The organism is Propioniciclava soli (genome assembly GCF_014858005.1).
GTDB lineage: Bacteria > Actinomycetota > Actinomycetes > Propionibacteriales > Propionibacteriaceae > Propioniciclava > Propioniciclava soli.
Window position 1 is genome coordinate 1 of the sequence record NZ_JACYOT010000009.1, and the last position, 24,800, is coordinate 24,800.

The 24,800-nt window shown below is 69.2% G+C and carries 16 protein-coding genes and 3 pseudogenes; 7 read left to right on the forward strand and 12 right to left on the reverse strand.

Translation table 11 applies throughout. The annotated features are described in order from the left end of the window. Nucleotides 1-255 precede the first annotated feature (255 nt). Both IFY26_RS10895 and IFY26_RS10900 read left to right on the forward strand, forming a co-directional pair. On the forward strand, nt 256-672 hold the full coding sequence (locus tag IFY26_RS10895) for a hypothetical protein (protein ID WP_232549037.1): 417 nt from the start codon (nt 256-258) through the stop codon (nt 670-672). 210 nt (nt 673-882) lie between these two features. Further along, nucleotides 883-6,651 (forward strand): PKD domain-containing protein, encoded by a 5,769-nt coding sequence (locus IFY26_RS10900; RefSeq protein ID WP_232549038.1) that lies wholly within the window; start codon nt 883-885, stop codon nt 6,649-6,651. A 163-nt stretch (nt 6,652-6,814) separates the two neighbouring features. Here the strand turns inward: IFY26_RS10900 and IFY26_RS18390 are convergent. The 11 genes and pseudogenes from IFY26_RS18390 to IFY26_RS10955 all read right to left on the reverse strand — a co-directional run. Continuing rightward, nucleotides 6,815-6,991, reverse strand: a pseudogene (locus tag IFY26_RS18390) (DapH/DapD/GlmU-related protein); the annotation flags it as partial. Between the two features lie 529 nt (nt 6,992-7,520). Next, complete coding sequence (locus IFY26_RS10910) at nt 7,521-8,567, reverse strand: glycosyltransferase family protein (protein WP_232549039.1); 1,047 nt, start codon at nt 8,565-8,567, stop codon at nt 7,521-7,523. Further along, entirely contained in the window at nt 8,564-9,202 is a 639-nt protein-coding gene (locus tag IFY26_RS10915; RefSeq protein ID WP_232549040.1) for an arsenate reductase/protein-tyrosine-phosphatase family protein, read from the reverse strand. Before IFY26_RS10915 ends, IFY26_RS10910 begins: the two co-directional genes overlap by 4 nt. An 11-nt stretch (nt 9,203-9,213) precedes the next feature. Beyond that, nucleotides 9,214-10,602: a tyrosine-protein kinase domain-containing protein gene (locus tag IFY26_RS10920; RefSeq protein ID WP_232549041.1), complete on the reverse strand. Its 1,389-nt coding sequence runs from the start codon at nt 10,600-10,602 to the stop codon at nt 9,214-9,216. After that, nucleotides 10,596-11,912, reverse strand: a complete 1,317-nt coding sequence (locus tag IFY26_RS10925; RefSeq protein ID WP_232549042.1) for a hypothetical protein — start codon at nt 11,910-11,912, stop codon at nt 10,596-10,598. The genes IFY26_RS10920 and IFY26_RS10925 overlap by 7 nt, the downstream gene beginning before the upstream one ends. A gap of 111 nt (nt 11,913-12,023) precedes the next feature. Further along, complete coding sequence (locus IFY26_RS10930; protein ID WP_269779419.1) at nt 12,024-13,622, reverse strand: lipopolysaccharide biosynthesis protein; 1,599 nt, start codon at nt 13,620-13,622, stop codon at nt 12,024-12,026. Then, the gene (locus tag IFY26_RS10935) at nt 13,511-14,734 is read right to left on the reverse strand and encodes a Coenzyme F420 hydrogenase/dehydrogenase, beta subunit C-terminal domain (protein WP_232549044.1); all 1,224 of its coding nucleotides are present in this window, start codon (nt 14,732-14,734) and stop codon (nt 13,511-13,513) included. The genes IFY26_RS10930 and IFY26_RS10935 overlap by 112 nt, the downstream gene beginning before the upstream one ends. Continuing rightward, nucleotides 14,731-15,810 carry a polysaccharide pyruvyl transferase family protein gene (locus IFY26_RS10940; protein ID WP_232549045.1) on the reverse strand — a complete coding sequence of 360 codons (1,080 nt, stop codon included), beginning with the start codon at nt 15,808-15,810 and terminating at the stop codon, nt 14,731-14,733. The genes IFY26_RS10935 and IFY26_RS10940 overlap by 4 nt, the downstream gene beginning before the upstream one ends. 34 nt (nt 15,811-15,844) lie before the next feature. Next, nucleotides 15,845-16,411, reverse strand: a complete 567-nt coding sequence (locus IFY26_RS10945) for an acyltransferase (protein WP_232549046.1) — start codon at nt 16,409-16,411, stop codon at nt 15,845-15,847. A gap of 623 nt (nt 16,412-17,034) precedes the next feature. Next, entirely contained in the window at nt 17,035-18,642 is a 1,608-nt protein-coding gene (locus IFY26_RS10950; RefSeq protein WP_232549047.1) for a metallophosphoesterase, read from the reverse strand. Nucleotides 18,643-18,768: 126 nt separating this feature from the next. Then, on the reverse strand, nt 18,769-19,785 hold the full coding sequence (locus tag IFY26_RS10955; protein ID WP_232549048.1) for a glycosyltransferase family 2 protein: 1,017 nt from the start codon (nt 19,783-19,785) through the stop codon (nt 18,769-18,771). A gap of 240 nt (nt 19,786-20,025) precedes the next feature. On the opposite strand from IFY26_RS10955, the pseudogene IFY26_RS10960 reads away from it, so the two are divergent. Next, nucleotides 20,026-20,310 (forward strand): annotated as a pseudogene (locus tag IFY26_RS10960) (hypothetical protein); the annotation flags it as partial. Further along, a pseudogene (locus IFY26_RS10965) lies at nt 20,289-20,682 on the forward strand (transposase); the annotation flags it as partial. The pseudogenes IFY26_RS10960 and IFY26_RS10965, both read left to right, overlap by 22 nt. Before the next feature lie 123 nt (nt 20,683-20,805). Here the strand turns inward: IFY26_RS10965 and IFY26_RS10970 are convergent. Next, the gene (locus IFY26_RS10970) at nt 20,806-21,360 is read right to left on the reverse strand and encodes a hypothetical protein (RefSeq protein WP_232549049.1); all 555 of its coding nucleotides are present in this window, start codon (nt 21,358-21,360) and stop codon (nt 20,806-20,808) included. 408 nt (nt 21,361-21,768) lie between these two features. On the opposite strand from IFY26_RS10970, the gene IFY26_RS10975 reads away from it, so the two are divergent. The 3 genes from IFY26_RS10975 (at nt 21,769) to IFY26_RS10985 (ending at nt 24,750) form a co-directional block, all read left to right on the forward strand. Next, nucleotides 21,769-22,635, forward strand: coding sequence for an ABC transporter permease (locus IFY26_RS10975; RefSeq protein ID WP_232549050.1), 867 nt, complete (start codon nt 21,769-21,771; stop codon nt 22,633-22,635). A 12-nt stretch (nt 22,636-22,647) separates the two neighbouring features. Beyond that, nucleotides 22,648-23,334, forward strand: a complete 687-nt coding sequence (locus IFY26_RS10980) for a carbohydrate ABC transporter permease (RefSeq protein WP_232549051.1) — start codon at nt 22,648-22,650, stop codon at nt 23,332-23,334. An 81-nt stretch (nt 23,335-23,415) separates the two neighbouring features. Beyond that, a complete protein-coding gene (locus tag IFY26_RS10985; RefSeq protein ID WP_269779427.1) occupies nt 23,416-24,750 on the forward strand; it encodes an ISL3 family transposase in 1,335 nt (444 codons plus the stop codon). Nucleotides 24,751-24,800 lie beyond the last annotated feature (50 nt).

Genomic DNA, 24,800 nt, shown 5'->3' on the forward strand with positions numbered 1-24,800 from the left:
CACATCGCTGCCGCTGGCGGCCAGCGTGGACCGGTTCGCCGTGGAGGCACAGTGATCGAACGCGCTACCACCCCTCGAGGTGGCGTCCGCTTCTTGGTATTGACGCTGGCTGCAGGGCTGGCCCTGGCCAGCTGCACGGCCGGGAGTGCCCCGGTCCCGTCGGCGTCCGGGAACCGCCCGGGCGTCGAGGGGACCACCCTGCCTCCCGCCCCGACCACGCCGGTTCCAGCCCCGGGCGGCACCGGCGGGGCGAGCGTGACGGTGTCCCCTGGCAAGGCCCCCGAGACCAAGAAGGAGTCCATCGGGAATCCCGCGGAGGTACTGCCCTCCGTCAAGGTCGTCATCTCGGAGGTGAGGGCCGTCACGGCGACGGCGCAGGGCCCCGGGGAGGTGAGTGGCCCGGCGGTCGCGGTGACCATCGATGTCGCCAACGGCACGGACAAGCCCCTCGACCTGTCAACGGTGCAGGTCAACCTCGAGGACTCTGCGGGACGCCCGGGTTCGGGTATGACTGGCAGCCCCGCCAAGTGGTTCGCCGGGTCCCTCGCGGCTGGCGCTTCCGGGCAGGGCGTGTACGTGTTCGCCGTTCCGGAACAGAGTCGCAAACCGGTCCACGTCGAGGTTTCAGTCCAGCCGACGCTGCCCACGGTCGTCTTCACTGGCGATATCTGAGAAGTTGCGCTGGGCGCCGAACCCTCCTGACCAACCGCCCCGGCCGACACTCGTACCGGTTGCTGCTCGACAGCCCCATCGCTCCTGAGCACCGTCAGTCACCCGCGGGAGGGAATGCGGGGCAGACGTTCTCAAAGTTAGAATCAGTTCGTCGTCGCCGGGTGCGCGACAGGCGCGGTTTCATCGCGCACCAGTAGGGGGATTCCACTCGTGCCACATTCGTTCAACGCACGCGGCCTGATGGCCGGCGTCGTTTCGCTCCTGCTGGCCTTGGGCACGCAGGCCTTGCTGCCCAGTGTGGCGCAGGCCGCCGCGGTCCCGCCTGTCGACAACCCCGCCACCGCTGTCACCTCTGATGTGCTGCCCACCGCGCAGGTCAACGGCGTGGTGTGGGATCAGGTGATCGTCGGCAACACCGTGTACGTGGCCGGCGAGTTTACGGCGGCACGCCCCGCCGGCGCCCCGGCCGGTCAGAGCGAGTCCCCGCGCGCCAACGTCATGTCCTACGACATCCGCACGGGCGTCATGACGTCGTGGGCACCGTCCGTCAACGGGCGGATCCGGACGATCACAGCGTCCCCCGACGGCTCGCGGATCTACATCGGCGGCTCCTTCACCAGCGTGGACGGCGCCGCGCGCTGGAGGATCGCGGCGTTCCGCACCTCGGACGGTTCGCTCGACACCTCCTTCAACCCCATCGCCGGAAGCGACGTGTTCGGCATCGCGGCCACCGACACCAAGGTCTACCTGGGTGGCTGGTTCACCGCCGTCAACAACGTCCCGCGCACCCGGCTGGCTGCGGTGTCGGCGGCCGACGGCTCCGTGCTGGACTGGGCCCCCACCGCCGACCACACCGTCTACGCACTCGGCGTGACCCCCGCTCAGGACCGTGTCGTGGTCTCGGGCAGCTTCACGACGCTCAATGGTTCGCTCAATCGCTCCATCGGGAGCCTGGACGCGGTCACCGGCGCGTCCTACCCCTTCGCTGCCTCTCAGCGCATCGACAACACCACGGACGCGTCCGGTCTCATGTCGCTCAAGGTGTTCGGCAACCAAGTCATGTCCACCGGTTTCGCCTACGGGGACGGGGACCTGGAGGGCATCGTCGTCGCGGACGCCTACGATGGCACGATTCAGAACCTGATCGACTGCCACGGCGACACCTACGACGCGGCCCCGCTCAACGGCGTCGTGTACAGCGTGAGCCACCACCACATGTGCTCCAACTCGGGCGGCTTCCCGGAGATTAACCCGCGTCGCTACTACGCCGCGGACGGCTGGACCATCGCGCCGCAGGGCACCGTCAATCGCAACACCCAGACCGGCGGCCATTACGTCAACTTCGAAGGCATGCCCACCGGGGCCCAGGTGCACTGGGTGAACGACTGGGTCCCCGGCACCTACACCGGCGTTGACCAGGCCGGGTGGACCACGGAGACGAGCGGCGACTACTTGGCCATCGGCGGGGAGTTCCTCGCGGTCAACGGCGTGCAGCAGCAGGGCCTGGTGCGCTTCGCGACGCGCAACGTGGTGACCCAGCCGAGCGCCGGACCGTCCGGGCTGCGCGCCGAGACGGCCCCGGTCCTTCAGTCTGCCACCACGTCCGTCCAGGGCAGCTACCTGACCTCGTGGGACCGGGACGGCGCCACGCTTTCGTACAAGGTCGTCCGCACAGACAAGGGTGAGGCCAACCCCGTCGCGACCGCAACGTCGCCCTCCAACCCGTGGACCCGCCCGACCCTGCGCTTCAGCGACGCCGACGTGATCCCCGGCTGGACGTATTCCTACTACGTGATCGCCACGGATGCCGACGGCAACTCCAAGACCAGCGACACCACCACTATCACCGTCAGCACGGTCAGCGATCCCTACGCATCCGTCGTCGCGACCGACGGCGCTGAGCACTACTGGCGGATGGGCCAGGCCTCCGGCATCCGCACGACGCAGGACGTCGCGGGGAGCCGACCGCTGACGCTCGGCACCGGCACCACCGGCGGGAGGGCGGGCGCACTCGCCGGGAACGCCGACACCGCCACCCAGTTCAGCGGGACCTCGACCGGAACCGCTGGGACGGCGGGTGCCGCGCTTCCCCCGCAGCAGGTGTTCACCACCGAGCTGTGGTTCAAGACCACCTCCCTGTCCGGCGGCAAGCTGATGGGCTGGGGCAGCTCGGCCACCGGCTCGTCCGGGGCGAACGACCGCAACCTGTACATGAACAACGCGGGCAGGCTGACCTTCGGCGTCTACGACGGCTCGATCAAGAGCATCACGTCCCCCGGCACCTACCGCGACGGCGCCTGGCACTACGCGGTCGCCAGCCTGTCCCCGGGCGGTGTCAAGCTGTACGTCGACGGCCAGCTCGTTGCCTCGAACACGTCCGCGACACGCGCCGAGGACATCCCCGGCTACTGGCGCGTGGGTGGCGACAAGATGCCCAACTGGCCGAACGCCGGGACGTCGGCCTACTTCAACGGCGCCATCGATGAGGTCGCGGTGTACCCCACCGAGCTGACCGCCGCCCAGGTGCAGGCGCACTACGCGGCCGCCTCCGCCGCGCTCACCAACCAGCAGCCGACGGCCGCCTTCACGGCGAACCCGACCGACCTGACCGTGGCCTTCGACTCGACTGGCTCGGTTGACGCCGATGGCTCCATCGCGGCCTACGGCTGGGAGTTCGGCGACGGTGGCCGGGCGACGGGCCCTACGGCGTCCCATGACTACGGCGCACCGGGTACCTACACGGTGAAGCTCACGGTTGTCGACAACCAGGGCGCCGTGAAGACCCTCTCCAAGGCGGTCTCGGTCGCCACGGACCCGAGCACGCAGGTGATCGCTCGCGACACGTTCAACCGGGCGGGTTCCCGCTGGGGGACGGCGTCCGTGGGCGGGGCCTGGACGGACTCCGGCTCGGCCTACTTCTCCACCAACGGCACTCAAGGGGTCGTCAACCTGTCCAAGGCGGCCTCCGGCCCCTCCGCCAGCTTGGGCAACGTCAGCGCCCGTGACATCACGATGCTGACGGATGTGGCCCTCGACAAGGTTCCTGCCGGCGGCGTGTACCTCCACCAACTGCAGGCTCGCCTCAGCGGCGGCAACTCCTACAAGCTCGTCACTCGCTTCGAGACGAACGGTTCGGTGCGCGTCACGCTCAGCAAGAAGGTGGGCGCCACCGAGACCGCCCTGAAGTGGGTCTGGGCGACCGGGATCACCTATACGCCTGGGCAGCGGCTGAACCTCCGGTTCGACGTGCATGGCACCAACGCCAGCGTCTTGGAGGCCAAGGTCTGGGCGGCGGGTTCGCCCGAGCCCCTTGCGCCGACGGTAAGGGTCACGGACGATCAACCGGAGCTTCAGGGAGCGGGGGCCGTGGGCATGATGCCCTACACCTCCGGCGCCATGACGAGCCTCCCGCTGGCCGTGACGGTGGACAACTTCCAGGTGAATGCCTTCGTCGACACCAACGCAGCCCCCGCTGCCGACTTCGCGGTCACCCAGGAAGGACTCGCGATCGCAACCGACTCCGCCGCGTCCAGCGACAGCGACGGCAGCATCCAGTCGTGGGCGTGGAACTTCGGCGACGGCGCCACGGCGTCCGGCCCGACGGCGAGCCACACCTATGCGGCCGGCGGCACGTACATCGTGACCCTGTCGGTGACCGACGACGACGGCGCCACCTCGAGCTACAGCCGCGAACTCACCGTCGTGAAGCCCAACGCACTCCCGGTCGCGGCGATCGCGAACCCGGCGGTCGACGAGCTGACCGTGACCCTCGACGGCAGGGGCTCGACGGACGCGGACGGTGCAGTGGCTTCCCACGCGTGGGACTTCGGTGACGGCACCGAGTCGGTCGATCCGGTGGCCACCCACACCTACGCCGCGGCCGGCACCTACACGGTCACACTCACGGTCACCGACGAGCATGGCGCCGTGGGCCAGGCCACCCGCGAGGTGACCGTCAGCCCGAATGTCGCCCCGGTGGCCTCCTTCACCGCCGCCAAGCAGGGCTTGGCTCTCGCGGTCGACGGCTCGGCGTCCTCGGACGCCGACGGCTCGGTGGCCTCCTACGCTTGGGACTTCGGCGACGGGCAGACCGATGCCGGCGCGACGGCGCAGCACGCCTACGCGGCCGCGGGCAGCTACACCGTGATGCTGACGGTCACCGACAACAAGGGCGCCACCGCCACCACAACCCGTGCGGTGACGGTGGATGCGATCGCCCCCGACGTCGTGGCCCTGGATTCGTTCGACCGCACCGCGGCCGGCTGGGGCACCGCCGAGGTTGGCGGCGCGTGGACGCTGAACACCCCGACCGGCTTCGCGACCAGGGGGACCACCGGCCAAGTGGCGGTGCCCGCCGGCGCGACCCGCCTGGCCCGGCTGACCGGGGTGTCGGCCAAGGATGTGTCGATTGTCACCGATGTGGCGCTTGAGAAGGCTCCTGCGGGTGGCGCCTTCCTGCACCAGGTGCAGGCGCGGGTGGTGGGGAACTCGTACTACACGCTGACGACCCGCGTGGACGCGTCGGGGGCGCTGAAAGTCTTGCTCTCCCGGACGGTTGCGGGGGTGGAGACGACCTTGAAGTCCACGACCCTCAGCGGCTTCACCTACGCCGCTGGTGACAAGCTGTCCGTGCGCTTCGACGTGGTGGGCACCTCACTGGTCGGTTCTGTCTGGCGCGAGGGAACCGCCGAGCCGGCCACGCCGATGATCGCGGTGACCGATGGTACGGCCACCCTGCAGTCACCAGGCAATGTGGCCCTCAGGTGGTACGCCGGCAGCAGCGTCACCAACGCGCCGATCGTGGCGGCGACGGACCTGATCACGGTTCGGCGTGTCGAGGTCCCGAACCAAGCTCCCGCGGCGTCCTTCACCACCTCCGCCCAGAATCTCGCTGTCTCGGTCGACGGGGCGTCCTCCGCGGACGCCGACGGCACCATCGTCTCTCATGCCTGGAGCTTCGGTGACGGGGCGATGGCGACCGGTGCGACGGCGTCCCACACCTATGCGGCGTCGGGCACCTACACGGTGACCCTGACCGTCACGGACGACCGGGGGGCGACCGCTGACTCCGCCAAGCAGGTGACGGTGAGCGTCCCGGCGCCAAACCAGCCGCCTACGGCGGCCATCACTGCGGGTGTGCTAGACCTGACGGCGTCCGTCAACGGCACTGGGTCCAGCGATCCGGACGGCTCCATCGCCTCCTACGCGTGGACCTTTGGGGATGGGGCGACCGCCACCGGCCCCACAGCGTCCCACACCTACGCGGCGGCGGGAACCTACACGGTCCGCCTGACCGTGACCGACGATCGCGGCGCCACCGCGACGACGACGGAGCAGGTCGCGGTCACCGCCCCGGCGGTGCAGGCCCTTGCCCAGGACAACTTCACGCGGACCGCCTCCGGGTGGGGTTCCGCCGACGTGGGCGGGGCGTGGATGCTCAACACCTCGACCGGATTCTCGACCGACGGGGCAGCTGGCAGGGTCTTGGTCCCCTCCGGGGCCACGCGCCTGGCACGCCTCACTGGGGTGTCCGCGAGGGACGTCTCCGTGGTCACCGACCTCGCGCTCAACAAGGCGCCGAACGTTGGCCCGTACTACCACCGGATACAGACGAGGATCAATGGAACATCCGATTACACCCTCACGGCGCGGTTTGAGGCCTCGGGAGCGCTGCGGCTGTACGTGTCCAGGACTGTCAACGGCGTCGAGACCGTGCTGGCCACGACCGTGCTGAACGGGTTCAACTACGTCGCGGGGGAGAAGCTCAACGTCCGCTTCGATGCGGTCGACACGACCCTGTCCGGGTGGGTGTGGCGCGCGACGGACGCCGTTCCTACGGCCTCGACCGTGACGGTGTCCGATACCACCCCGGAGCTGCAGGTCGCCGGCAACGTAGCGGTGAAGCTGTACACGGGTTCCACTGTCACCAACGGGCCACTCACCGCCTCTTTGGACCAGTTCACGGTCCTCCCGGCCTGAGCAACGAAAGGAGACCCCCCGGTCCATGACCGGGGAGTCCCCTTTCGCTTCGGTGATGCGCGGAAGTGGCGACGTGGCCAGCCAGCCGGACCGTCAGCGCGCCGGAGCACGCGGGGCGTCGGCACCTCGTCCCTGACCGCCGGTCCAGGCCAGACGTCGATTATCAGGGTTTGGCGAAGGACCCGTGTCCAATGACACGAGCAGGGTTGCCACCGACGATCGCGCCTGGGGGGACGTCCTTCGTCACCACCGCGCCCGCTGCAACGACGGCGCCGTCGCCGATGGTCACCCCCTTGAGAATGATCGCCCCCGTTCCGATGAGGACGCGGTTTCCGATGACGATCGGAAGCGTCTTGACGCTCTTGCTGCCGTCCGCGTAGGTGATCTCGTGGAAGTCCGTGTCCATCACCTGTACTTGCCACGACAGTTCCGTGAAATCACCAATGCTCAGACCTGCCAGCACGTTGATCCGATCAAGCGGCCCGATCTTCGCCTGCTTGCCCAAAGTCAGCACAGCGCCCTCGTCGATGAAGATCCGCGCTCCCGTGGAGATGAGGCTGCCCTCGGCCATCCGCAACTCCCCAGCCCCACGGATCTTGACATCGGCATCTATGCGGCCGCCTGGATGCCCGCGGAGCCAGCCACGCACCTTGCGTGCTCCTCGACGTCCTACGCGCCTGGCGCTGTCCAACATCTTGCCGGTGCGCTGGAGCGCGCATCGCATGTCCACTTCGCCCAGCCCCCATCATGACTCGTCAGCGCATCTTCGTACTCTGGCGTCATCATCTTACCCAGCGGTCCCCATTCGCCAGTGCTATCAGACAGGGCACCGTCCAACGAGCGATGTGGGGTCGAGATGTGCCTGCGGATCAGACCGGCTCCTTGAGCGACCGTTGGCGCCCCCACGGTAAGCGGGTGAGGGCGATGGCCTCGCGGTAGGCGGCCTCGTGCTGCTCGCCGATCAGGGGCCACTCTCGCTGGGAGAGATCGGGTCGGGCGTCCGCGGGTAGCTCCCGGACCGCATCGAGGGCGGCCCGGATGTGGTTGCCGGTGAGATCGCCGGAGAACAGCTGTACGAACCCGGACCCCACCTCCTCGGCGAGCAGGCGGTTCACCTCGTTGTCGGGGAGCAGGACGGGGCGGCCCATCGACAGCGCCGCGAACGCGCTCCCCGAGTTGTGCATCTCGGGGTAGGGGAGGACGACGAGCTCGGAACTGGTCACGAGCCGGACGAGGTCGGGGTCGTCGATGAAGCGGAAGTCGAGGTCGATGCGCGCATCGTCTCCGGCCGCCGCGGTGATCTCGTCGGTGAGCGCGTCGCTCGACGGCATGCCGGCGATGCGGAGCTCGAGGCTCGGGTCGTCCAGCTCGCGGAAGGCGAGAACGAGCCCCACGGCGTTCTTGTAGCGGCGGATCCGGCCGAAGAAGCCCACCCGGCCGGGGGCCACCTCGGCGCGGGGGAGGCGGTCGTACCAATCGCGGTAGTGCCCGTGCAGCGACAGGGCGGACGCCGCACCGTCGGGCCCCGTTGTGCTCGTGTTGATGACGATCCACAGGGTGGTCCAGCGCTCGGCCCAGCGGAGCAGCACGCGCTCGCGGGCGGTGATGCCCTGGGGGAGCTCCAGGTTGTGCAGTGTGCGCACGAGCGGGCGTCCGGAGAGCTTCAGGCGCAGCAGCAGGCCGGCGAAGAGCGCCTGCCGGACGACCTTTTTAAGCGGGCTGTGGCCGTCGACCAGGATCTCGGGCCAGTGCACATGGAAGACGTCGTAGTCGCCGAGCAGGGCGCGACGCCAAGAAAAGGTGTGGACGGTGACGCCGGGCCGCGCCGCGACGGCGTCCATGAGGAGGGTGTTGAAGGGGTTCGTGACCTCCCGGGGGCGGGGGAAGGACATCAGGACCCTGAGGGGGGCTGTCATCGGTTCTCCTGGGGGTGAGGGCCGCCGAGCGCGCGGAGGGCGGCGGCCGCGAGGCGTCCGGTGTACTCCTCCACCGAGCGCAGGGCGTTCAGATGATCCACGGTGCGGTCGCTCGTGTGCCCGTCCGGGATGCCGATGTCCGGGACGTGCTCGACGTGCCGACGGGGCCAGCGGCCGACGCGCACCGGCGTGACCGGCAGCTGGACGCGTCCCCGCAGCCCCCCGAGGGCGGTGACCCACTCGCTGAACGTCGGCCGGCCCTCGAGGCGCTCGAGCAGCGCCTCCGCGAGCGCGGTGGCCTCGATGAGCGTGAAAACGTGCTGCCGCGCGGCGGGGGCGATCCGGCCCGCCTCCCCCCGCTGTTCGGCCGTCATGGTCAGGACCAGCGCGCTGGACGCGACCAGCTCCGCCTCCAGCGGCCGCGGGGGCGCGGAGGAGACCGGCAGGTCGCGGCTCGTGAGGCGTTCGAGCACGAGGGGACAGGTCGCCAGGCGCGGGTGCGCGGAGACGCCCGCGCTGGTGACGTCGGCGGGGAGCGCCGAGGCACCGGTGGAGAGCAGGGCCGCCGCGTACACGGAGCGGCAGACGTTCGCCGTGCAGACGAGCGTCACCAGGGGCCGGGCCGTCTGGGCCATCGGGCGAGCCGTCACGACACCGCCGGCTCGGCGCTCGACGCCGGCGCGATCGCCGGCTTGTAGTCGTAGTAGCGGTCGCGGTCGGTCTGCCGCGCACGGGCCCCGTTGAGGACGACGCCGAGCACGTTCGCCCCGGCCCCTTGCGTCGTCTCCAGCGCGACCTGCAGGTCTCGCTTCCTGGTCTTGTCCACGCGCGCGACCAGGACGATGCCGTCGGTGATCGTGGTGAGGGCGAGGGCGTCCGCCACCACGAGGACGGGGGCGGTGTCGATGATGACGGCGTCGTAGTGCTGCCGGCCGTAATCCAGGATCTCGGCCATCTGGGGCGAGGAAAGCAACTCGGCGGGGTTGGGGGCCGAACCCCCGGCCGGCAGGATGTCAACGCCGGAATCCCCCAGCGGCTGGATGGTGTCGCTCAACTCCGCCTGCCCCACGAGGACATCGGTGACGCCCACGGACCCGTCGATCTGGGCGTAACTGGCCACGCGGGGTCGGCGGAGGTCGGCGTCGATGAGGAGGACGCTCCGGCTGGATTCGGCGATCACGGCCGCGAGGTTGACCGCCACGGTCGACTTGCCCTCACCGGGCGTGGCCGACGAGACCACCAGAGCGAGCGGCTGCTTGCTCAGGGTCACGTAGCGCAGGCTGGAGCGCAGTTGGCGGTACTCCTCGGCGGCGCTGCCGGTCGGTTCCTGAAGCACCGTGGCCTCGTGACCGCCGCCCTTGCCCGAGCGGGAGCGCAGCGACCCCAGGAACGTGACCTTCCCGGTCTCGGCCAGGGAGGCCTCGCCGCGGACCTTGTTGTCCAGCGTGGCGATCGAGATGGCCGCGAGCACGCCGGCCAGGAGGCCGGCGAACAGGCCCAGCGCCGTGTTCGTGCGCTTGTCGGGGGCGAACTGGTAGGTGGGCGGGGTCGCCTCCTTGATCGTCCGCACGGTGACGGTCGAGGCACCCTCGCGCGTCCGCGGTGCATACTCCTCGATGACGGTCTTCGCCTGGGCGGCGATGGCGTTGGCGATCTCCGCGGAGCGCTGGGGATCGGCGGTCGCGACGGCCACGTCCATGATCACCGTCTCGCGGGGGGTGCTGATGTTGACCACCCTGCCGAGCTGTTCCGTACTCATCGGCAACTGGAGTCGGTCGATCACCGGCTGGAGCACGACCGGCGAGGAGGCCAGTTCGCCGAATGACGTCATTTGGTTCGACGTGTAGGTGGACCCCTGCGCGAGGTCGCTGGCCGTGTTGCCGAAGTTGAGCGTGAAGTAGAGGGACGCGGAAGACCGGTACTGCGGCGTCATCAGCGAGGACAGCCCGAAGGCGACCAGCCCGCCAAGGAGGGTGAGAACGGTCACGAGCAGCCAGTGGTGCTTGATCGTGGACAGGTTGGCGTGCTTCAACATCCGACGGGTTCCTCGCGAACTCTGGCTTGGGGGACAGGGGGGCCGGCGGATCCGACCACCAGGCCCTCGGGCGCCGGCGAGGGGATCGGCCGTCGTTGCAGGACCTCAGTGACTGCCCATCCGACCGCGAGCCAGAATATCAGTCCGTACTGCGTGATCAGGGCGACAGAGGTGAGAGAGGCCGCCTGGGCGGCCACCGCGATGGCGGCTGTCCCGGCGCGGAAGGAGAGCGCCCAAGCGACCGAGAGGGTGGCCAGGGCGATCACGACGATGGTGGGCAGCCAGCCGTAGGCCAGGGCGAACAGGAGCAAGGCGCTGTCGATGGAGCGGAACGCCCCGTACGTGACGCGGCCGTCGGTGGTGCGCGCGTAGCTGTCGGCAGTGCCGAGCGGTTGCGTGGTCGGTACGAGTTCCAGCAGCCACGTGCGGTAGGCCGCGCTGTTGGCGGCCTCGCTACCCGATTCGGCGAACACGGACGAAAGGAAGAGCACGAAGAAGATGGCACTCACGGCCAGCACGCCCAGGAGGGCCGCCCGGGCACGCCGGGACAGGTCGAAGCGTCCGGCAAGGAGTGCCACGGCGACCCCGGCGGCGGCCGTCGCCATCCCGAGGCGGCTGAACGTGGCCAGGGTGGCGGCCAGAAGGAGCGCCACCAACCCCAGCCGCTGCCCGAGCTTGAGTCGGGCGTCCAGTGCGAGCACCGCCGCCACCGCGAGCGATCCTCCCGCGGCGATGGAGTGGCCGAAGGCACCCTCGGCGCGCAGCACCCCGCCGCGGTACTGGAGGGTTCCCCACGTGGAGTACAGGCCCCCGAACCGGACGAAACGTGCCCAGACATTGATGCCCGTGGCAGCTTCCAAAAGGATGAAGCCGGCCGCCACCGCCGCGGTGGTGACGAACACGGTCGCCAGCCGACGGACGCCGTAGGCGCTGGCCGCCACCCGGGCGAAGGCATAGATGGTGAACCACTGGACGAAGGCGTAGGCCTGGGCGATGGTCACCAGCCGGAGGAGGAAGGCGAGCAGTACCAGGGCCAGCAGAGCGAGGAGGGCAGCGTCTACCGCACCGAGGCGGGGACGGGCCGTACCTCTGCGCAGGATCGCGATCGTGGCCAAGAAGGCCAGTCCGAGGGAGGCCGGGACGTAAAAGATGGCGACGGAGACGCCCACCCAGTACGGCACCAGGGGGAGGGATGCCACAGCCACCACGGCGGCCCACCACGGCTTCTTCAGGGCCATGATCACCGCGAGGGTGCCGGCGAGCAGGGCGATGGCCAAGAGCAGCAGCGTCTGGAGGTCGGATGCGCTCACGCGCACCCCCCTCCGCTTCGGCCTCCACTGCAGGTCATGTTTCCAGTATGACGCCGAGCGGGACCGTGGATAACTCCCCGGCGGGGTGACAGGTCACCGACAAGGGGGACGTCAGGGGCGGAGCATCCCGACGGTTTCCCGGATCCTGAGGACGTCGCTCCGGACGCCGGGCAGGATCAAGGCGAGGGCCGCCGCGGTCAACCCCGCCAAGGTGTTGAGCACGATCGCCACGACGTCGGGCAGGCCGTGGGTGGCGAAGACGTCGAGCGCGAAGGAGGCCCCGCCGGCCAGACCCCCGACGAGGAAGATCCGCAGCGCGCCGGCGTAGATGGCCGGCAGCGGCATGTCGACCTTTCGGGACAGCCACAGGAACGAGAGGGGCCACGCGACGAGCGGCGCCGCCGCGTAGCCCGTGGCGATCCCCACCAACCCAAAGAAACTGCCTGCCACGATGCACGCGATCTTCAGGGCTGCCGAGATCAGCGACCACTGGAACAGGTGCCCGGTCAAGCCTTTCGTCACGTAGACCCAGTAGGCAACCATCGCCAGCGACTGCAGGCTCGCCCCGATCGCGAGCAGGGCGAGCAGGGGGGAGGCCTCCAGCCAGGGCGCACCCAGGAGGAGGGACGTCACAGGGCGCGCCGACCCGGAGACGAGAAACAGTGCGGCGCAGAGCGTGTAGCCCAGGGCGATCTGTCCGCGCAGCAGGAAGGCCCAGTAGCGATCAGGCTCGCCCTGCAGGCGCGACAGGATGGGGATGGCCACACGTGTGATCGGGACCCTGATCTGGTTGTAGGGCTGCATAAGCAACTGGAAGGCGCGGTTGTACACGCCCAGAGGCGCGATCCCCAGTCGCCACCCGATGAGGAGGGAATCCACGTTGTTGGCGGCGTAACCCACCAGCTGATTCCCCACCATGTTCCAGCCGAACCGGAGCATGCCGTCCATGTGAACGCCCCGCCGGGGAAGGCCTGGGGCCCATCCGCCGCTCACGACGAGCATCACCATCAGCACCAGCCCCGTCGTCAGCTGTTGGGCCACCAGGGCCCACACCCCGGCGCCGGCCAGGGCCAAGCCGATCGCGACCGCCAGCCCGAACACCGGCGATGTCGCGTCGATGAGCGCTATCCGCTTGAACCGCAGTGCCCGCTCCAGGGACGCGCGGTACTGGGTGGCAGCCCCGTTGAGAAGGAACGTGAGCGACAGCGCACGCATGACGTCCGTCAGGGCCGGTTGGCCGAAGAACTGTGCGACGAAGGGTGCCGCAACGACCACCATCCCCGCGAGGAGCACCCCGATAGCGAGGTTGATCCAGAACAGCTGACTGCGCTGCTGACCCGACAGGGTGCGGGCTTGCACCGCGGCTGTGGAGAGCCCGAAGTCCCGGAAGATCTCGCCGACCCCGACCACCACCGTGGTGAGGGCGAGGATGCCGTAATCGGCGGGGGAGAGCAGCCGGGCGAGCACCACGACGCCCGCCATCTGCACGATGGCCTTGACGCCCTGGCCGCCAACGCTGACTGCCGCACCGCGCGCGGCCCGGCGACCGAGGCCTGGCCCTGCTGCGGGATCGCTGGGAGGCGTCTGATGGGAAGCCGTCACGAGCGCGGGCCGTCCGCTTCGACGGAGAGCGCGGTGCGCGCCCTGCGCGTCCGCCGCCACGAGCCGCGGAGCGCGCGGACGGCGGCGCGGGGGCTCTTCAGCGCCCATCGGGCCAGCCCGAATCCACGATAGTCGGGCACACGACGGCCGGCGAGCCGGACGCCGAGCAGGCGGCCAAACAGGGTCGTGCGACGTTGGACCTGCAGGGGCTGGACGGCAGCGAGGCGGTCCATGTCGATCTCCTCGACCGCAAGGACGCCGGCGCGCACCGCCTCCAGCACTGTTTGCCGGCCGCGTTCGGTCCGGGCAATCAGCGCGCTGCAGCCGTCGGCGGCCGCGAAGGTCGGGTAGCCGCGTACGTCGGTCTCCCACAGGTCGGCGGCGACCACATCGGCGGAATCGCCGATGCCGTCGACGCAGATCTTGCAGCGCCACTGGGTGGTGGGCCCCAACCGCTTGCCCCAGGACTCGTCGTAGGTGATGGACGCCGTGGTGCCGCCCTCGCGCTCGACCGTGAACTGGCCCGGCCAGCCGCGACCGCGGTACCAGAGGTCGGCTATGGGCTGACCGGCGGCCAACTCGGCCGCGAGGTCGTCGGTGGCGTGCTGGCTGGGCGTGCCCGCGCAGAAGAACGAGAGGATGAGGGGGGCGGAAGCCCCCTGACCGGCGTGCAGGGCACGCGTGGCGGACGCCTCGCAGGGCTTCCCCACGAACGCCTCACCCGCCCCGACCGGCAAGGCGGCGCTGCAGGCGGGGGCGTACCGGGACCCGGCGCAGGCGAGCGCACCGGCACGGTCGACCACCGGCAGGGAGCGGGTGCGGCGGGGGTCTTCGGGGTCGGCGGCGGCGGAGGCGACGGACCGTGCCCGACCGCTCTCCAGCAGCCACGCCGAGAGCGCCGTCAGCGTCCCCCCGCTGCTGCCGCGGTGGCGCACGTCGGGGGCAGTGGCCCAGGCGCGCCAGGCGGCGACGTGAGTGCCCATGGTGGGGTGGACCCGGCCTCCCTCCGCGTTGGGCCGGACGCGGACGCCCGGGCAGACGTCGGGGAAGGAGCTCTGGGGCTCGCCTCCGGCCCCGGGCGCGAGGCGCGGCCGGAGGTAGCCCCGGGCGTCGAGTTGCATGGTGATCCCTGCCCCAAGCTGGGTGCAGGCGCCACAACCGGAGCAGTTGTCGTCGGCGACGACGCGGGCGATGGCCTGACCGAGCGTGCGCGTCGTCACAGCACGGTCCGCAGCGCCGCCACCGACTCCTCGCAGCGGCTCTGGGCGGCGCACTGCAGTTGTTCGGCCTGGCTCGCCATCTCCGAGCCGTGGGCGTTGAGCAGCCCCAAGAGTTCCGAGGCGGGATCGGGCGACGCGTTGAGGTCGACGACGTGGTGCCAGCCCAGGTCCCGCATCAGGGGCGCGAACTTGCGGGAGTAGGCCAGGGGGAGCGCAGGCGTCCCCACGGAGAGCGCGTTCAGGCAGGCGTGCATGCGCGAGCCGATCACCAGGGCGGCCCCGGCGACGTGGGCGCGGACGTCCTGGAGGTCGCCGACCTCGGCCACGGGCAGGTCGTGTTCCCGGGCCACCTCGGTGATCGCCGGCATGTCGTTGTCGGGGAAGCGGGATTCGAGCACATGGGGGAGCAGGGTGATCGTCCGGCCCCGTTGCCGGAGGCCATTGATGACCTCGCCGACCACCCGCCGATAGTTCGCGGCGCTGCCGTGGGCGTCCGACGTCCACAGCAGGCCCGACACGTTGAGGAGCACGTCGTGCTCGACGCTGCGCTCGGGCTGGGGCAGGAAGAACACCACATCGCTCGTGACATGGTCGACCGGCCTGCCCAACTCACGGGCCGCATAGGCCGACTCGCTGTCCCGCGCCAGGGCGAGCCGGGCGGTCTTCAGCATGAGGCGTCCCAGCCGCCGGCCCTCGGCGGTCTCGAAAGGCCCCACCGTCTGCGGTCCCAGGACGTACGGCACGTGCAGCGCCTTGACGAACAGGGCCATCGCCGCCCGGCCACGCAGCCGCGGGAGGCCGTAGATGTCGGCGAACGAGTCCCCGGCCCCGGTGTCGATGACGACATCGAACGACTGCAGCCACGACCGGCCGCCGCGGGAGTCGAAGACGAGCTCGCGCAGTAGAGTTCGCGGACCGGCGATGTTGATGGGGGCGATGCCCGAACCATAGCTCTGGTACTCGACCTCCGCGCCAGGCCAGGCCTGCTCGGCGAGCGCGCGGGTGCCCTCACCGAGGACGCGGACGCCCAGGTTGGTCGAGGTGCCTTCGGCCCAGAGCACGAGGACGCGTTTCACGACAGCTTCTTCCCTTGAGGATCGGAGGAGATGCTCACCACCACCACGCCTTGGCCTTCGGGCCTGGCAGGTGGTAAGTGAGGGTGCGGGGCCGGTCGCGGATGCGTTTGGCGGGGACACCCGCGTACAGACCGTACGGCTCCAGCGTGCCCTTGGCGACCGCGCCGGCGGCGAGCACGACGCCCTCGCCGATGTCCGTGCCCGGCAGGACGATGACGGCGGGACCGAGCCACGCGCGGTCACCGATGGTCACCGGGGCCTTCACATATCCGAAGTCGTCGCCGCTCCAGTCGTGCTGCGCGGTCCAGATCTGCACGCCGGTGGAGAAGTTGACGTCGCTCCCGATCCGCAGCCCGCCGCGGGCGTCGAGGATGGCTCCGTCGCCGACGATGGTGCGCGCGCCGATGGTCAGGAGGCGGGAGGCGCGCGCCTGGAAGCCGTGGTAGATCGTAGCGGTGGGGTGGATCTGGGCCCCCCAGCCGCGCAGCGCGGCGACCCGCGCACGATGGACGGGGGCGGCTGCCGCAACGGAGAGGGAGACCATCTCGACGGCCTCGCGTCGCCGGCCCAGGGCCCACTTGATCTTCCTGAGGACGTTCATGTCGCACTCCCGGTGGGGTGTGTGGGTGGGAGGACAACGTCGAGGACGCGTGCACCCCGCAGCATACCCGACGATGGTAGCAAGGGCAGCCGGGAGACGCCGGGGCTCGCGAGGGGACTGCTCGTGGCGGCGACCATGAGGTCGATGATCTCAGCAGAACCCCACCGGGCGCGATCCCCCGGGCGAGTGACCCGACCGGAGGAGCGCCTCAGCGGTCCTTCACCCCCAGCCTCATCGGTTGCCGCCACCGGCGCCATGGAGGTCACCTGCGCCTCCGTGGACCGGTTCCGCGACAGCTTGTCATCGGACGACCCCCGCAGCGGGCCGACCGAGAAGTCGGGAGCACGGAAGAGCCGCGAGAGCCAGGGAGAGCAGCTGAAGCGCGCCACTACGGTGCGGACCACGGCGGCACCGACGACGTTCAGAACCCAAACGGCTTCGGTGTCACCGAGTCACGTTCGTTCAAGGGCGTACGTCGAAGCCGTCACGACCGGGAAGTGGGCGATCATGACCCGATCGTGACACCTGCGCCCCCTCCGGCGGGATCCCCCGGGCGAGTGACCGGCGGCCCCGGGAATGCGTCGGGCCGCCACCCACGAAGGGAGGGGCCGACGAGCGTCCGGTCAGCGGGTGATCGTGATGGTGTCGCTCGTGCTGTACTGCGTCCACACCTCGTTGGTCGCCGCCACCTGGACCGTGGTGGTCACCGAGCCGTTGTCGGGATCGATGGTCACCAAGCGGGTCGGGTTGGCCGTGGTCGAGTGGAACGTTCCGAGGAAGTTCAGGATCTTGTTCCCGTTGACGCCCGTGCTTGTCGTGCGCGCGCCGTTGCCGACGTGGCCCGCAAACACCATCTTGATGTTCGGGTGCAGCTTCACCAGGTTGTCGAACATGTACTGGCCCGTAGTGGCGCCATAGCCCCCGTTGGACTGCTCGATCCCGCCCCCGCCGTTGAGGTAGGAGTGCGACTGCACGATGACGTTGTGGTCCGGGTGCGACGCGACGACGTTCGAGCCCCACGCGACCACGTCCTTGCGGGGGAACATCTCCAGCGTGAGCACGAGCCACTTGGTGCCGGACGCCTCGAACGTCGTCCACATGTTGTCGACCTTCCCGGCCTCGAACACGCCTCCGACGTTCTTCGTCTTCGCCAGCGGGAAGGCCTTGTTGAAGGCGTCCGTGTTGCGGACGAGCTTCCAACTCTGGCACTCGGCCGCGAAGCGCTCCACGCACTCCGGGTTGCCGACGTAGGCGGACCCGCCGTAGCCGCGGCTACCGTCAACGCCGTTGTGGCCCACCACTGCGGTGTCGTGGTTGCCGATGGCCCACGCGTAGGGGATCTGCGCCTGGTCGAGCGTGTTCGCTGCTTCCTTGGCCTTGTCCAGCTGACTTGGGACGAGCCAGCCCCAGTCGGTGACGTCACCGGTGTGCAGCACGTAGCGGAGGTTGAGCTCGGAGCGCTTCCCCACCAGCCACTGGGCACGCTGCGAGAGGCGCTGGTCATCGGCGCGGTGAACCTCGGTCTGGCTGTCGGGGATCACGGCCACGGTGAAGGAGCCAGCCCCGGGTTGGGGCTGGGGCGCCGGAGGCTCGGGAGCGGGAGCCGGGGGTTCAGGCGCCGGAGCGGGCGGCTCGGGCGCGGGTGCCGGCGGCTCCGGGGCCGGGGGCTCCGGGCTGGGGGCCGGTGTGTCGACGGGCTTGATGTGAAAGACGGCGCCCTGGTCGGTCCAGCCCGCATCCTTCAGGGCCGCGATTTCGCTGGCCTCGGTAGCGACGCGGTAGTTCGCGCCCTTGTTGAGGCGGTGTACCGGCACAGTGCAACTCGCCGGCTCGCTCGGGGCGTAGAAGCTCACCTGCTGCACGGCGAAGCCCTGGGCTCCCGCGCGCTGGATGTCGGCGTCACCCACCGCCCACATGAAGTCGGCGGTCTTGGCGTTGTACATCCGGGTGACGGCCTCTCCGCCCTTCTCGTCGGTGGAGGCACTCCCGATGGCCCCGTTGTCATCAACAAACCCGTACTTGAGCTGGGAGCCTGCGGACTCGCCCGACCAGCGGGTGAGGAGGTCCGTCTGGCGGCCCGGGTTGGTGGTCCAGTACACGTTCGTGGAGAGCGCACTGCACACCGCCTCGTCCGCGGAGGCCTGCGACACCGGCAGGGCGGCGAGGAGCCCCGCGCACAACGAACTGGTGGTGATGAGTGCGGCGATGCGCGCACGTCGGACCTGCAACATGTGGTTCCCCCCTGGATGGCCCGCCGTCCGGGCCCGAATGCTGAAGATACTCAACGATTTCTCAGAAAAAGTGTAGTGAGTCGGACGAGTTGTTGTCACCCAACCGGGGGATGTTGCCAAACCGTGTCACTTGGTGGCGGCGCTGTCCGACCGGCGGTACTCGACCAGCCCGTAGCCCATCCCCCCGGCTGCCAGCCCCAGCCCGCGCATGGCGAGCCACGGCGCCCGGGCGCGGTCGCGGGGAGACCGCCGCACCAACCCGCGCAGGTAGAGCAGTCCGGAAGCCGGCACCCGCGCCAGACCGCCACCCACGAGCCGCGCCCGTGTGGCCGCGCGGCGCAGCGGGGTGTCGGCGATGCTCAGGTCCACCCGCGCGGCGGCCCCCGCGTGGCTGAAGGCGCGCTGCAGCACCCAGCGGCGCGTCGTCCGGTCCACGGGGACCAGGTCGGTGGCGCGCGCCTCCTCGCACCACAGGAGCCGTCCGCCGCGGTGGGTGAGCTGGCGGGTGAACAGAGTGTCCTCACCGCCCTTCAGGCCGAGGCTCGCATCGAACGACACGCCCAGGCGATCGACCTGGGCCAGGTCCAGCAGCAGGCTCCCCGCGCCGGCCGCTTGCACCGGCGTCCCGGTGGGGAGCGAACGCCGCACGAAGAAGCCGCCCGCCACCACCCAGTCCGAAGGCGCTGCCTGGTAGGCCGGCAGGACGCGCCCGGCCACGCCAGCCGGGCGGTCGAAGCGGACCCACGTGGACACCAGATGGGCCAGCCAGCCTGTCTCTGGGTGCTCGTCGTCGTCGATGAACGCCAGCAGCGCGCCGGCGGGGGCGGCCTCCAGCGCCGCCTGGCGGGCCGCCGCGATGCCGGGGGTGGGCTCGTGGACGTAGGCCACGCCGGGCACCTCGGCGGCGGCGAGCCGGGCGGAGGCGTCCGGATCGTTGTCGACCACCAGCACGCAGGAGCCCTCGGGCAGGTCCCCCAGGGTGGCCAGCTGATCGGTGAGCAACGGCAGAGCGTCGGCGAGCAGTTCGGGGCGCTTGTAGGTGAGGAGGCCGATGACGACCGGCCGGTCCAGCGGCCCGACGTCCGGAGTGTCGCCGGCGGCGGCCTCGTTGCACTCTGGTCCTGCGTCAGCGTCCTCGCTCATTTCGGCCTTTCTCCGGGGCCGCCAGTCTAGGACGCCCGCCGCTCGGCCGGCCACGGCGGGACCCGCTGGCCGCGGGACGGCTGGTCGCCCTTATGACCGACCCCCGCCGCCAGCCCGATTCCGCGCCAGCGACGCCGATCGCAACGTGGCCGCCGGGTCAACAACGCGGCCTTCGGCGAGGGATGCGTTGACGCGAGTGAGCACGCCGAGCGCCTCCTGGCGGCGCTGGCCGCCAAGCGCCTGGTCGAGTTGGTGACCTCGGGGAGGACATCATCCTCGGCGTCGGGAGGCGCCGCCGACGTGTTCGCCTACATCGACCGGCCCTGCACCTCGAATGGGCCCACTGAATGCTCAATGGCCGACTCGAGCACTTCCGCGGGCTCGGCCCTCTGCCTCCGAAACCTCGCCACCTGCATTGCACGCAGTCTCCTCGAGACCGGCGGTTTCAGACCCCGACCACACCGCGGATGTGATGAGCCACCAAAGCAGCCGTACCCGGAGGACCCCAACTCCCAACCCAACTGACCACACTCCTCACCCAACGTGCCGACGTTGCCCGCCCGGTCGAGGAGATCCTTGATGCCCACCATCTCTCCGAACTCCTGATCCGCCTTCCCCACTACCAGACACCTGGCGGCCTACGCCGGCCCAGCCCCCATCACCCGCCGATCCGGGTCCAGCATCCGCGGCTGATTCCCCTCCATCGCCGGCAACAAACGACTCAAACACGCCCTCTGCCCATCCGCCGTCGCATCCCTCCACGGCCCCACCTCACGCGCCTGATGCGACCGCACAACGCAAGGACACAACACCGCCCTCATCTGCCTCGCCCGACGCCGCTGCGACGTCCTCCACGCCATGCTCCCCAACCACACACCCCCAACGAAACCCGAACCTCACCGTGGCTCGACACAACCCATAGGGACGCCCCTGTGGATCATCAACGACAGGGGCAGTAAGTCATACCGAGCCCGGCGAACGGCAACCTCGACCACCGGGTCACCCAGAAGGCAACGGGAGTCAGCGCGTCCCGGGATCGGGCGACGGTGCCACCGGCGTGGCGCAGTAGGTGAATTCTCCCTGCGCTGCGGCGTGGTAGCTGGCTGGCCGGCCGTCGACGGTCAGCACCAGCTGACGTCCGGGCACGAGCGCCTGGGTGTACATCATGCCGGGCTGGGGGCAGCCGAGGCTGCCGTCGCGCCACGTGACGTCGGCGTAGCCGGCCACCGTGACCTCGTCCTCCGGGACGCCGGCCCGCGCGGCCTCGTCGACCACCGCCTGGCGCACGTCCGGATCGTCGGTGATGCCGGCCGGCAGGGCCGTGGGCAGTGAACCGGGATCGGGCGCGATCGTGAGGTCGGGCATGGGTGTGAACTCGGGGCGCACGGCGGTCTCCGTCGGGTCGGGCGTGGGCGAGGTGGTCGGGTCGGGAGAGGCGCCCGGGTCGGGTGCCAGCGTCACGGGGGCGTCCGGGGCCGGGGTGGTCGAGGGCTCACCCGAGGCGCACCCGGTGAGGGCCAGGCCGCAGGCGAGGGCGACGGCGAACGGGGTGGTCAGCTTCGCGCGGGGCGTCATCGGTGCCTCCTGTTCGTGGATCCTCCAGTGTAGATCTGCAGGGTCCACGCAACGGCGGACGCCGGCGTTGCAGCTCGGGGCGTCCTGCAACGAGCTCTGAGGGTGGGGCGCGCGGCCAGCGCAGCCCAGGCGATGGGTGTCGACGCGGCCACCTGCTCCCCGTCCATCTCGGGCGCTGGACGTTACCGTTTCGTGACAGCAGATCCTTGACAGCTCTGGCGGGTAGGGAGCACTATTTTATCGCTACACAGGCAGAGGGGCCCGTGTAGGGATCGCGAAGGGGTGATCTGCAGCATGGCTCTACTCATCGGCAGGGAGAGTGCGCCACCGGGGTCGGGAACGCCCGTCCCGCAGCGCGGACGTCAGCCGTGGTCGACGACCCTTCGTCGCAGCGGGATGTTGCTGGCGATGTGCGCTCCGGCCATCATCTACTTCATCGTCTTCGCCTACGCGCCGATGCCCGGTGCATGGATCGCATTCACCAACTTCAACTACCGCGACGGCATCTTCGGCAGCCCGTTTGTCGGAATGCGAAACTTCGAGTTCCTCATCCGTTCCGGACAACTGTGGCTCCTGACGCGCAACACGGTCCTCTACAACTTGGCGTTCATCGTCATCGGCAACATCCTGCAGATAGCCCTGGCCGTCATGTTGAACGAGATCAGGTCGAAGTTCTTCAAGAAGGTCAGCCAGGCCGTCATGTTCCTGCCCTACTTCATCTCGGTCGTCCTGGTTGGAGTCATCGCCTTCAACCTGTTGAACTACGACACGGGAGCCATCAACTCGCTCATCACGGCAACGGGTGGCGACCCGGTGAGAATCTACTCCGATGCGGGCCTCTGGCCCTTCATCATCATCTTGGCGCACATCTGGCAGAGCACGGGCTACGGATCCATCGTCTACTTCGCGGCGATCATGGGTATCGACAACTCCATGTTCGAGGCAGCGGCGATCGATGGTGCCTCCGCCTGGCAGCGCATCCGCTACATCATCTTGCCCAGCCTCAAGCCCACCTTCGTCATCTTGTTGCTGTTCTCGCTGGGTGGCATTATGCGCGGCAACTTCGGGTTGTTCTGGAACTTGGTGGGGAACAACGCGGCACTGTTCTCCACCACCGACATCATCGAGACGTCCGTCTACCGCATGATCATGTCGCAGAACAACTTCACGTCATCCACGGCGGTGGGCCTCTACCAGTCCCTCTTCGGCTTCGCACTCATCATGTTCGTCAACTGGGTCGTGCGCCGGATCAACCCCGACTACGCGCTGTTCTGATTGGGAGCGACCATGACCACCACCATCAGGCCACGCAAGGTCAAGCTGGACAGCAGCGAGTACGTCCTGCGCGGCATCTCCTACCTCACCGTGACCCTGTTCACGATCTTCTGCGCCCTTCCATTCCTCCTGATCATCTCTGCCTCGCTGTCGAGCGAGTCCGAGATCATGCGCAGCGGATTCGGACTGTGGCCCAAGGGGTTCACGTTCACCGCCTACGAGTTCATCTTTGCCTCGCCCCGCCAGATCGTCGGTTCCTACGTGGTGACGGTGGTGATGACCGTGCTGGGGACGGCGCTGGGGTTGTTCGTCATTGCCATGACCGGGTATGCGCTGAATCGGCAGGATTTTCCGTGGCGCAACCACATCTCCTTCTTCATCTACTTCACCACGCTGTTCAGTGCGGGTTTGGCTCCGACCTACATCTGGGTCACCCGCTACCTCGGCCTGCGCGGGAGCTACCTCGCCGTTTTTCTGCAGCTATTGCTGTCCCCGTGGCTGATCATCTTGATGAAGAACTTCGCGCGGTCCATCCCCTTCGAGGTCGTCGAGTCGGGCAAGGTTGACGGGGCGGGGGACTTCCGCATCTTCCTGCAGCTCGTGTTACCGATGATGAAGCCGGCACTGGCGACAATCGGACTCTTCCGGCTCTTCACAGTTGCGGTGGGGGTGAGGGCGACACGCCGTGAGCGGGGGTGACCTCGGGGTGGGGGTCGAGGCCCTCAGGATCAGGAACGACCAAGAACCCATTCCACGAGGACCTCGACTGTGCCTGATCCTATGGCGTGTGCCTGGCACGCCAATACTGACGATTCCTGTTACTGCGCCAACTGTGACTTGTTGGTCGGCTTGCCCGGTCTGCACGTGGTCGGGGTGGACCGGGACGACGGCGGCGTGTTGAGGGTCACCGTGGAATCAGCGGTGCCGGTGATGGGCTGTCCCGCCTGCGGCGTGGTGGCACACAGTCACGGCCGCCGTACCGTGGCGCTGGTTGATACCCCCGCGTTCGGTGCACCGACCAAGTTGTTGTGGCGCAAGCGGACATGGGAGTGCATCGAGTCCTCGTGTCCGATGGGGGTGTTCACCGAGCAGGATCCCGCGGTCGCGGGCGAACGATCGGTGCTGACCACCAGGGCGTGCGTGTGGGCGATCGGACAGATGCGCCGCGAGCACGCGTCGGTGGCCGGGTTGGCCCGCCAGCTGGGAGTCGCGTGGAACACCGTCTGGACTGCGATCGGCCCGCTGCTCGCTGCGAAGGCGGCCGACGAGTCCCGCTTCCACGGGGTCACCACCTTGGGGGTGGACGAGCACCTGTGGCACCACGTCAGCCCACGCAAGCGTGGCCCCAAGGAGTTGACCGGCATGGTCGATCTCACTCCTGACAAGGACGGAAACATTCACGCACGTCTGCTCGACCTGGTACCCGGCCGGTCCGGGACCGTCTACAAGACCTGGCTGAAGGCCCGGGGGAAGAAGTTCCGCGCCGGGGTGGAGGTGGCGACCCTGGACCCCTTCCGCGGGTACAAGAACGCCATCGATGACCAACTCGACGACGCCACCGCCGTCCTGGACGCCTTCCACATCGTGAAGCTCGGCACCAGCATGGTTGATGACGTGCGACGGCGCGTCCAGCAAGACACCCAAGGCCATCGCGGACGATCCGGCGACCCCCTCTACGGGATCCGCAACGTGCTGCGTGCCGGGGTGGAACACCTCACCGAACGCCAACATGCCCGCCTGGCAGCAGCGTTCGACGCCGATGAACGTCACCTGGCAGTCGAGGTGGCATGGCAGTGTGCCCAACGACTCAGAGCCGTCTACCACCAAGAGACCCCCCAAGCCGGACGGGCCCTCGCCATCAAGGTTGTCGACGGCTTCGCGAGCTGCCCGATCCCCGAGGTCGCCCGCCTCGGCCGTACCCTCAAACAATGGAAGGACGCGTTTTTGGCCTACTTCGACACCGACGGCGCCAGCAACGGCGGATGCGAAGCAGTCAACGGGCTCATCGAACTCCACCGCCGCATCGCCCGCGGCTTCCGCAACCGCGAGAATTACCGCCTCCGCATGCTCCTGATCGCCGGCGGACTCGACCCCTCACCCCCACCGCAACTGTGAAGAGCCACTCTTCCTCGCTCTGGGGTACTGGAACGAATGGTATCTCTCGT

Coding starts and splice junctions, on each gene's coding strand:
- IFY26_RS10910 (WP_232549039.1), bottom strand. CDS start 8,567: ATGACAGCCCCCCTCAGGGTCCTGATGTCCTTCCCCCGCCCCCGGGAG.
- IFY26_RS10915 (WP_232549040.1), bottom strand. CDS start 9,202: ATGGCCCAGACGGCCCGGCCCCTGGTGACGCTCGTCTGCACGGCGAAC.
- IFY26_RS10920 (WP_232549041.1), bottom strand. CDS start 10,602: ATGTTGAAGCACGCCAACCTGTCCACGATCAAGCACCACTGGCTGCTC.
- IFY26_RS10930 (WP_269779419.1), bottom strand. CDS start 13,622: ATGGGCGCTGAAGAGCCCCCGCGCCGCCGTCCGCGCGCTCCGCGGCTC.
- IFY26_RS10945 (WP_232549046.1), bottom strand. CDS start 16,411: ATGAACGTCCTCAGGAAGATCAAGTGGGCCCTGGGCCGGCGACGCGAG.
- IFY26_RS10950 (WP_232549047.1), bottom strand. CDS start 18,642: ATGTTGCAGGTCCGACGTGCGCGCATCGCCGCACTCATCACCACCAGT.
- IFY26_RS10955 (WP_232549048.1), bottom strand. CDS start 19,785: ATGAGCGAGGACGCTGACGCAGGACCAGAGTGCAACGAGGCCGCCGCC.
- IFY26_RS10970 (WP_232549049.1), bottom strand. CDS start 21,360: ATGACGCCCCGCGCGAAGCTGACCACCCCGTTCGCCGTCGCCCTCGCC.
- IFY26_RS10975 (WP_232549050.1), top strand. CDS start 21,769: ATGTGCGCTCCGGCCATCATCTACTTCATCGTCTTCGCCTACGCGCCG.
- IFY26_RS10980 (WP_232549051.1), top strand. CDS start 22,648: ATGACCACCACCATCAGGCCACGCAAGGTCAAGCTGGACAGCAGCGAG.
- IFY26_RS10985 (WP_269779427.1), top strand. CDS start 23,416: ATGGCGTGTGCCTGGCACGCCAATACTGACGATTCCTGTTACTGCGCC.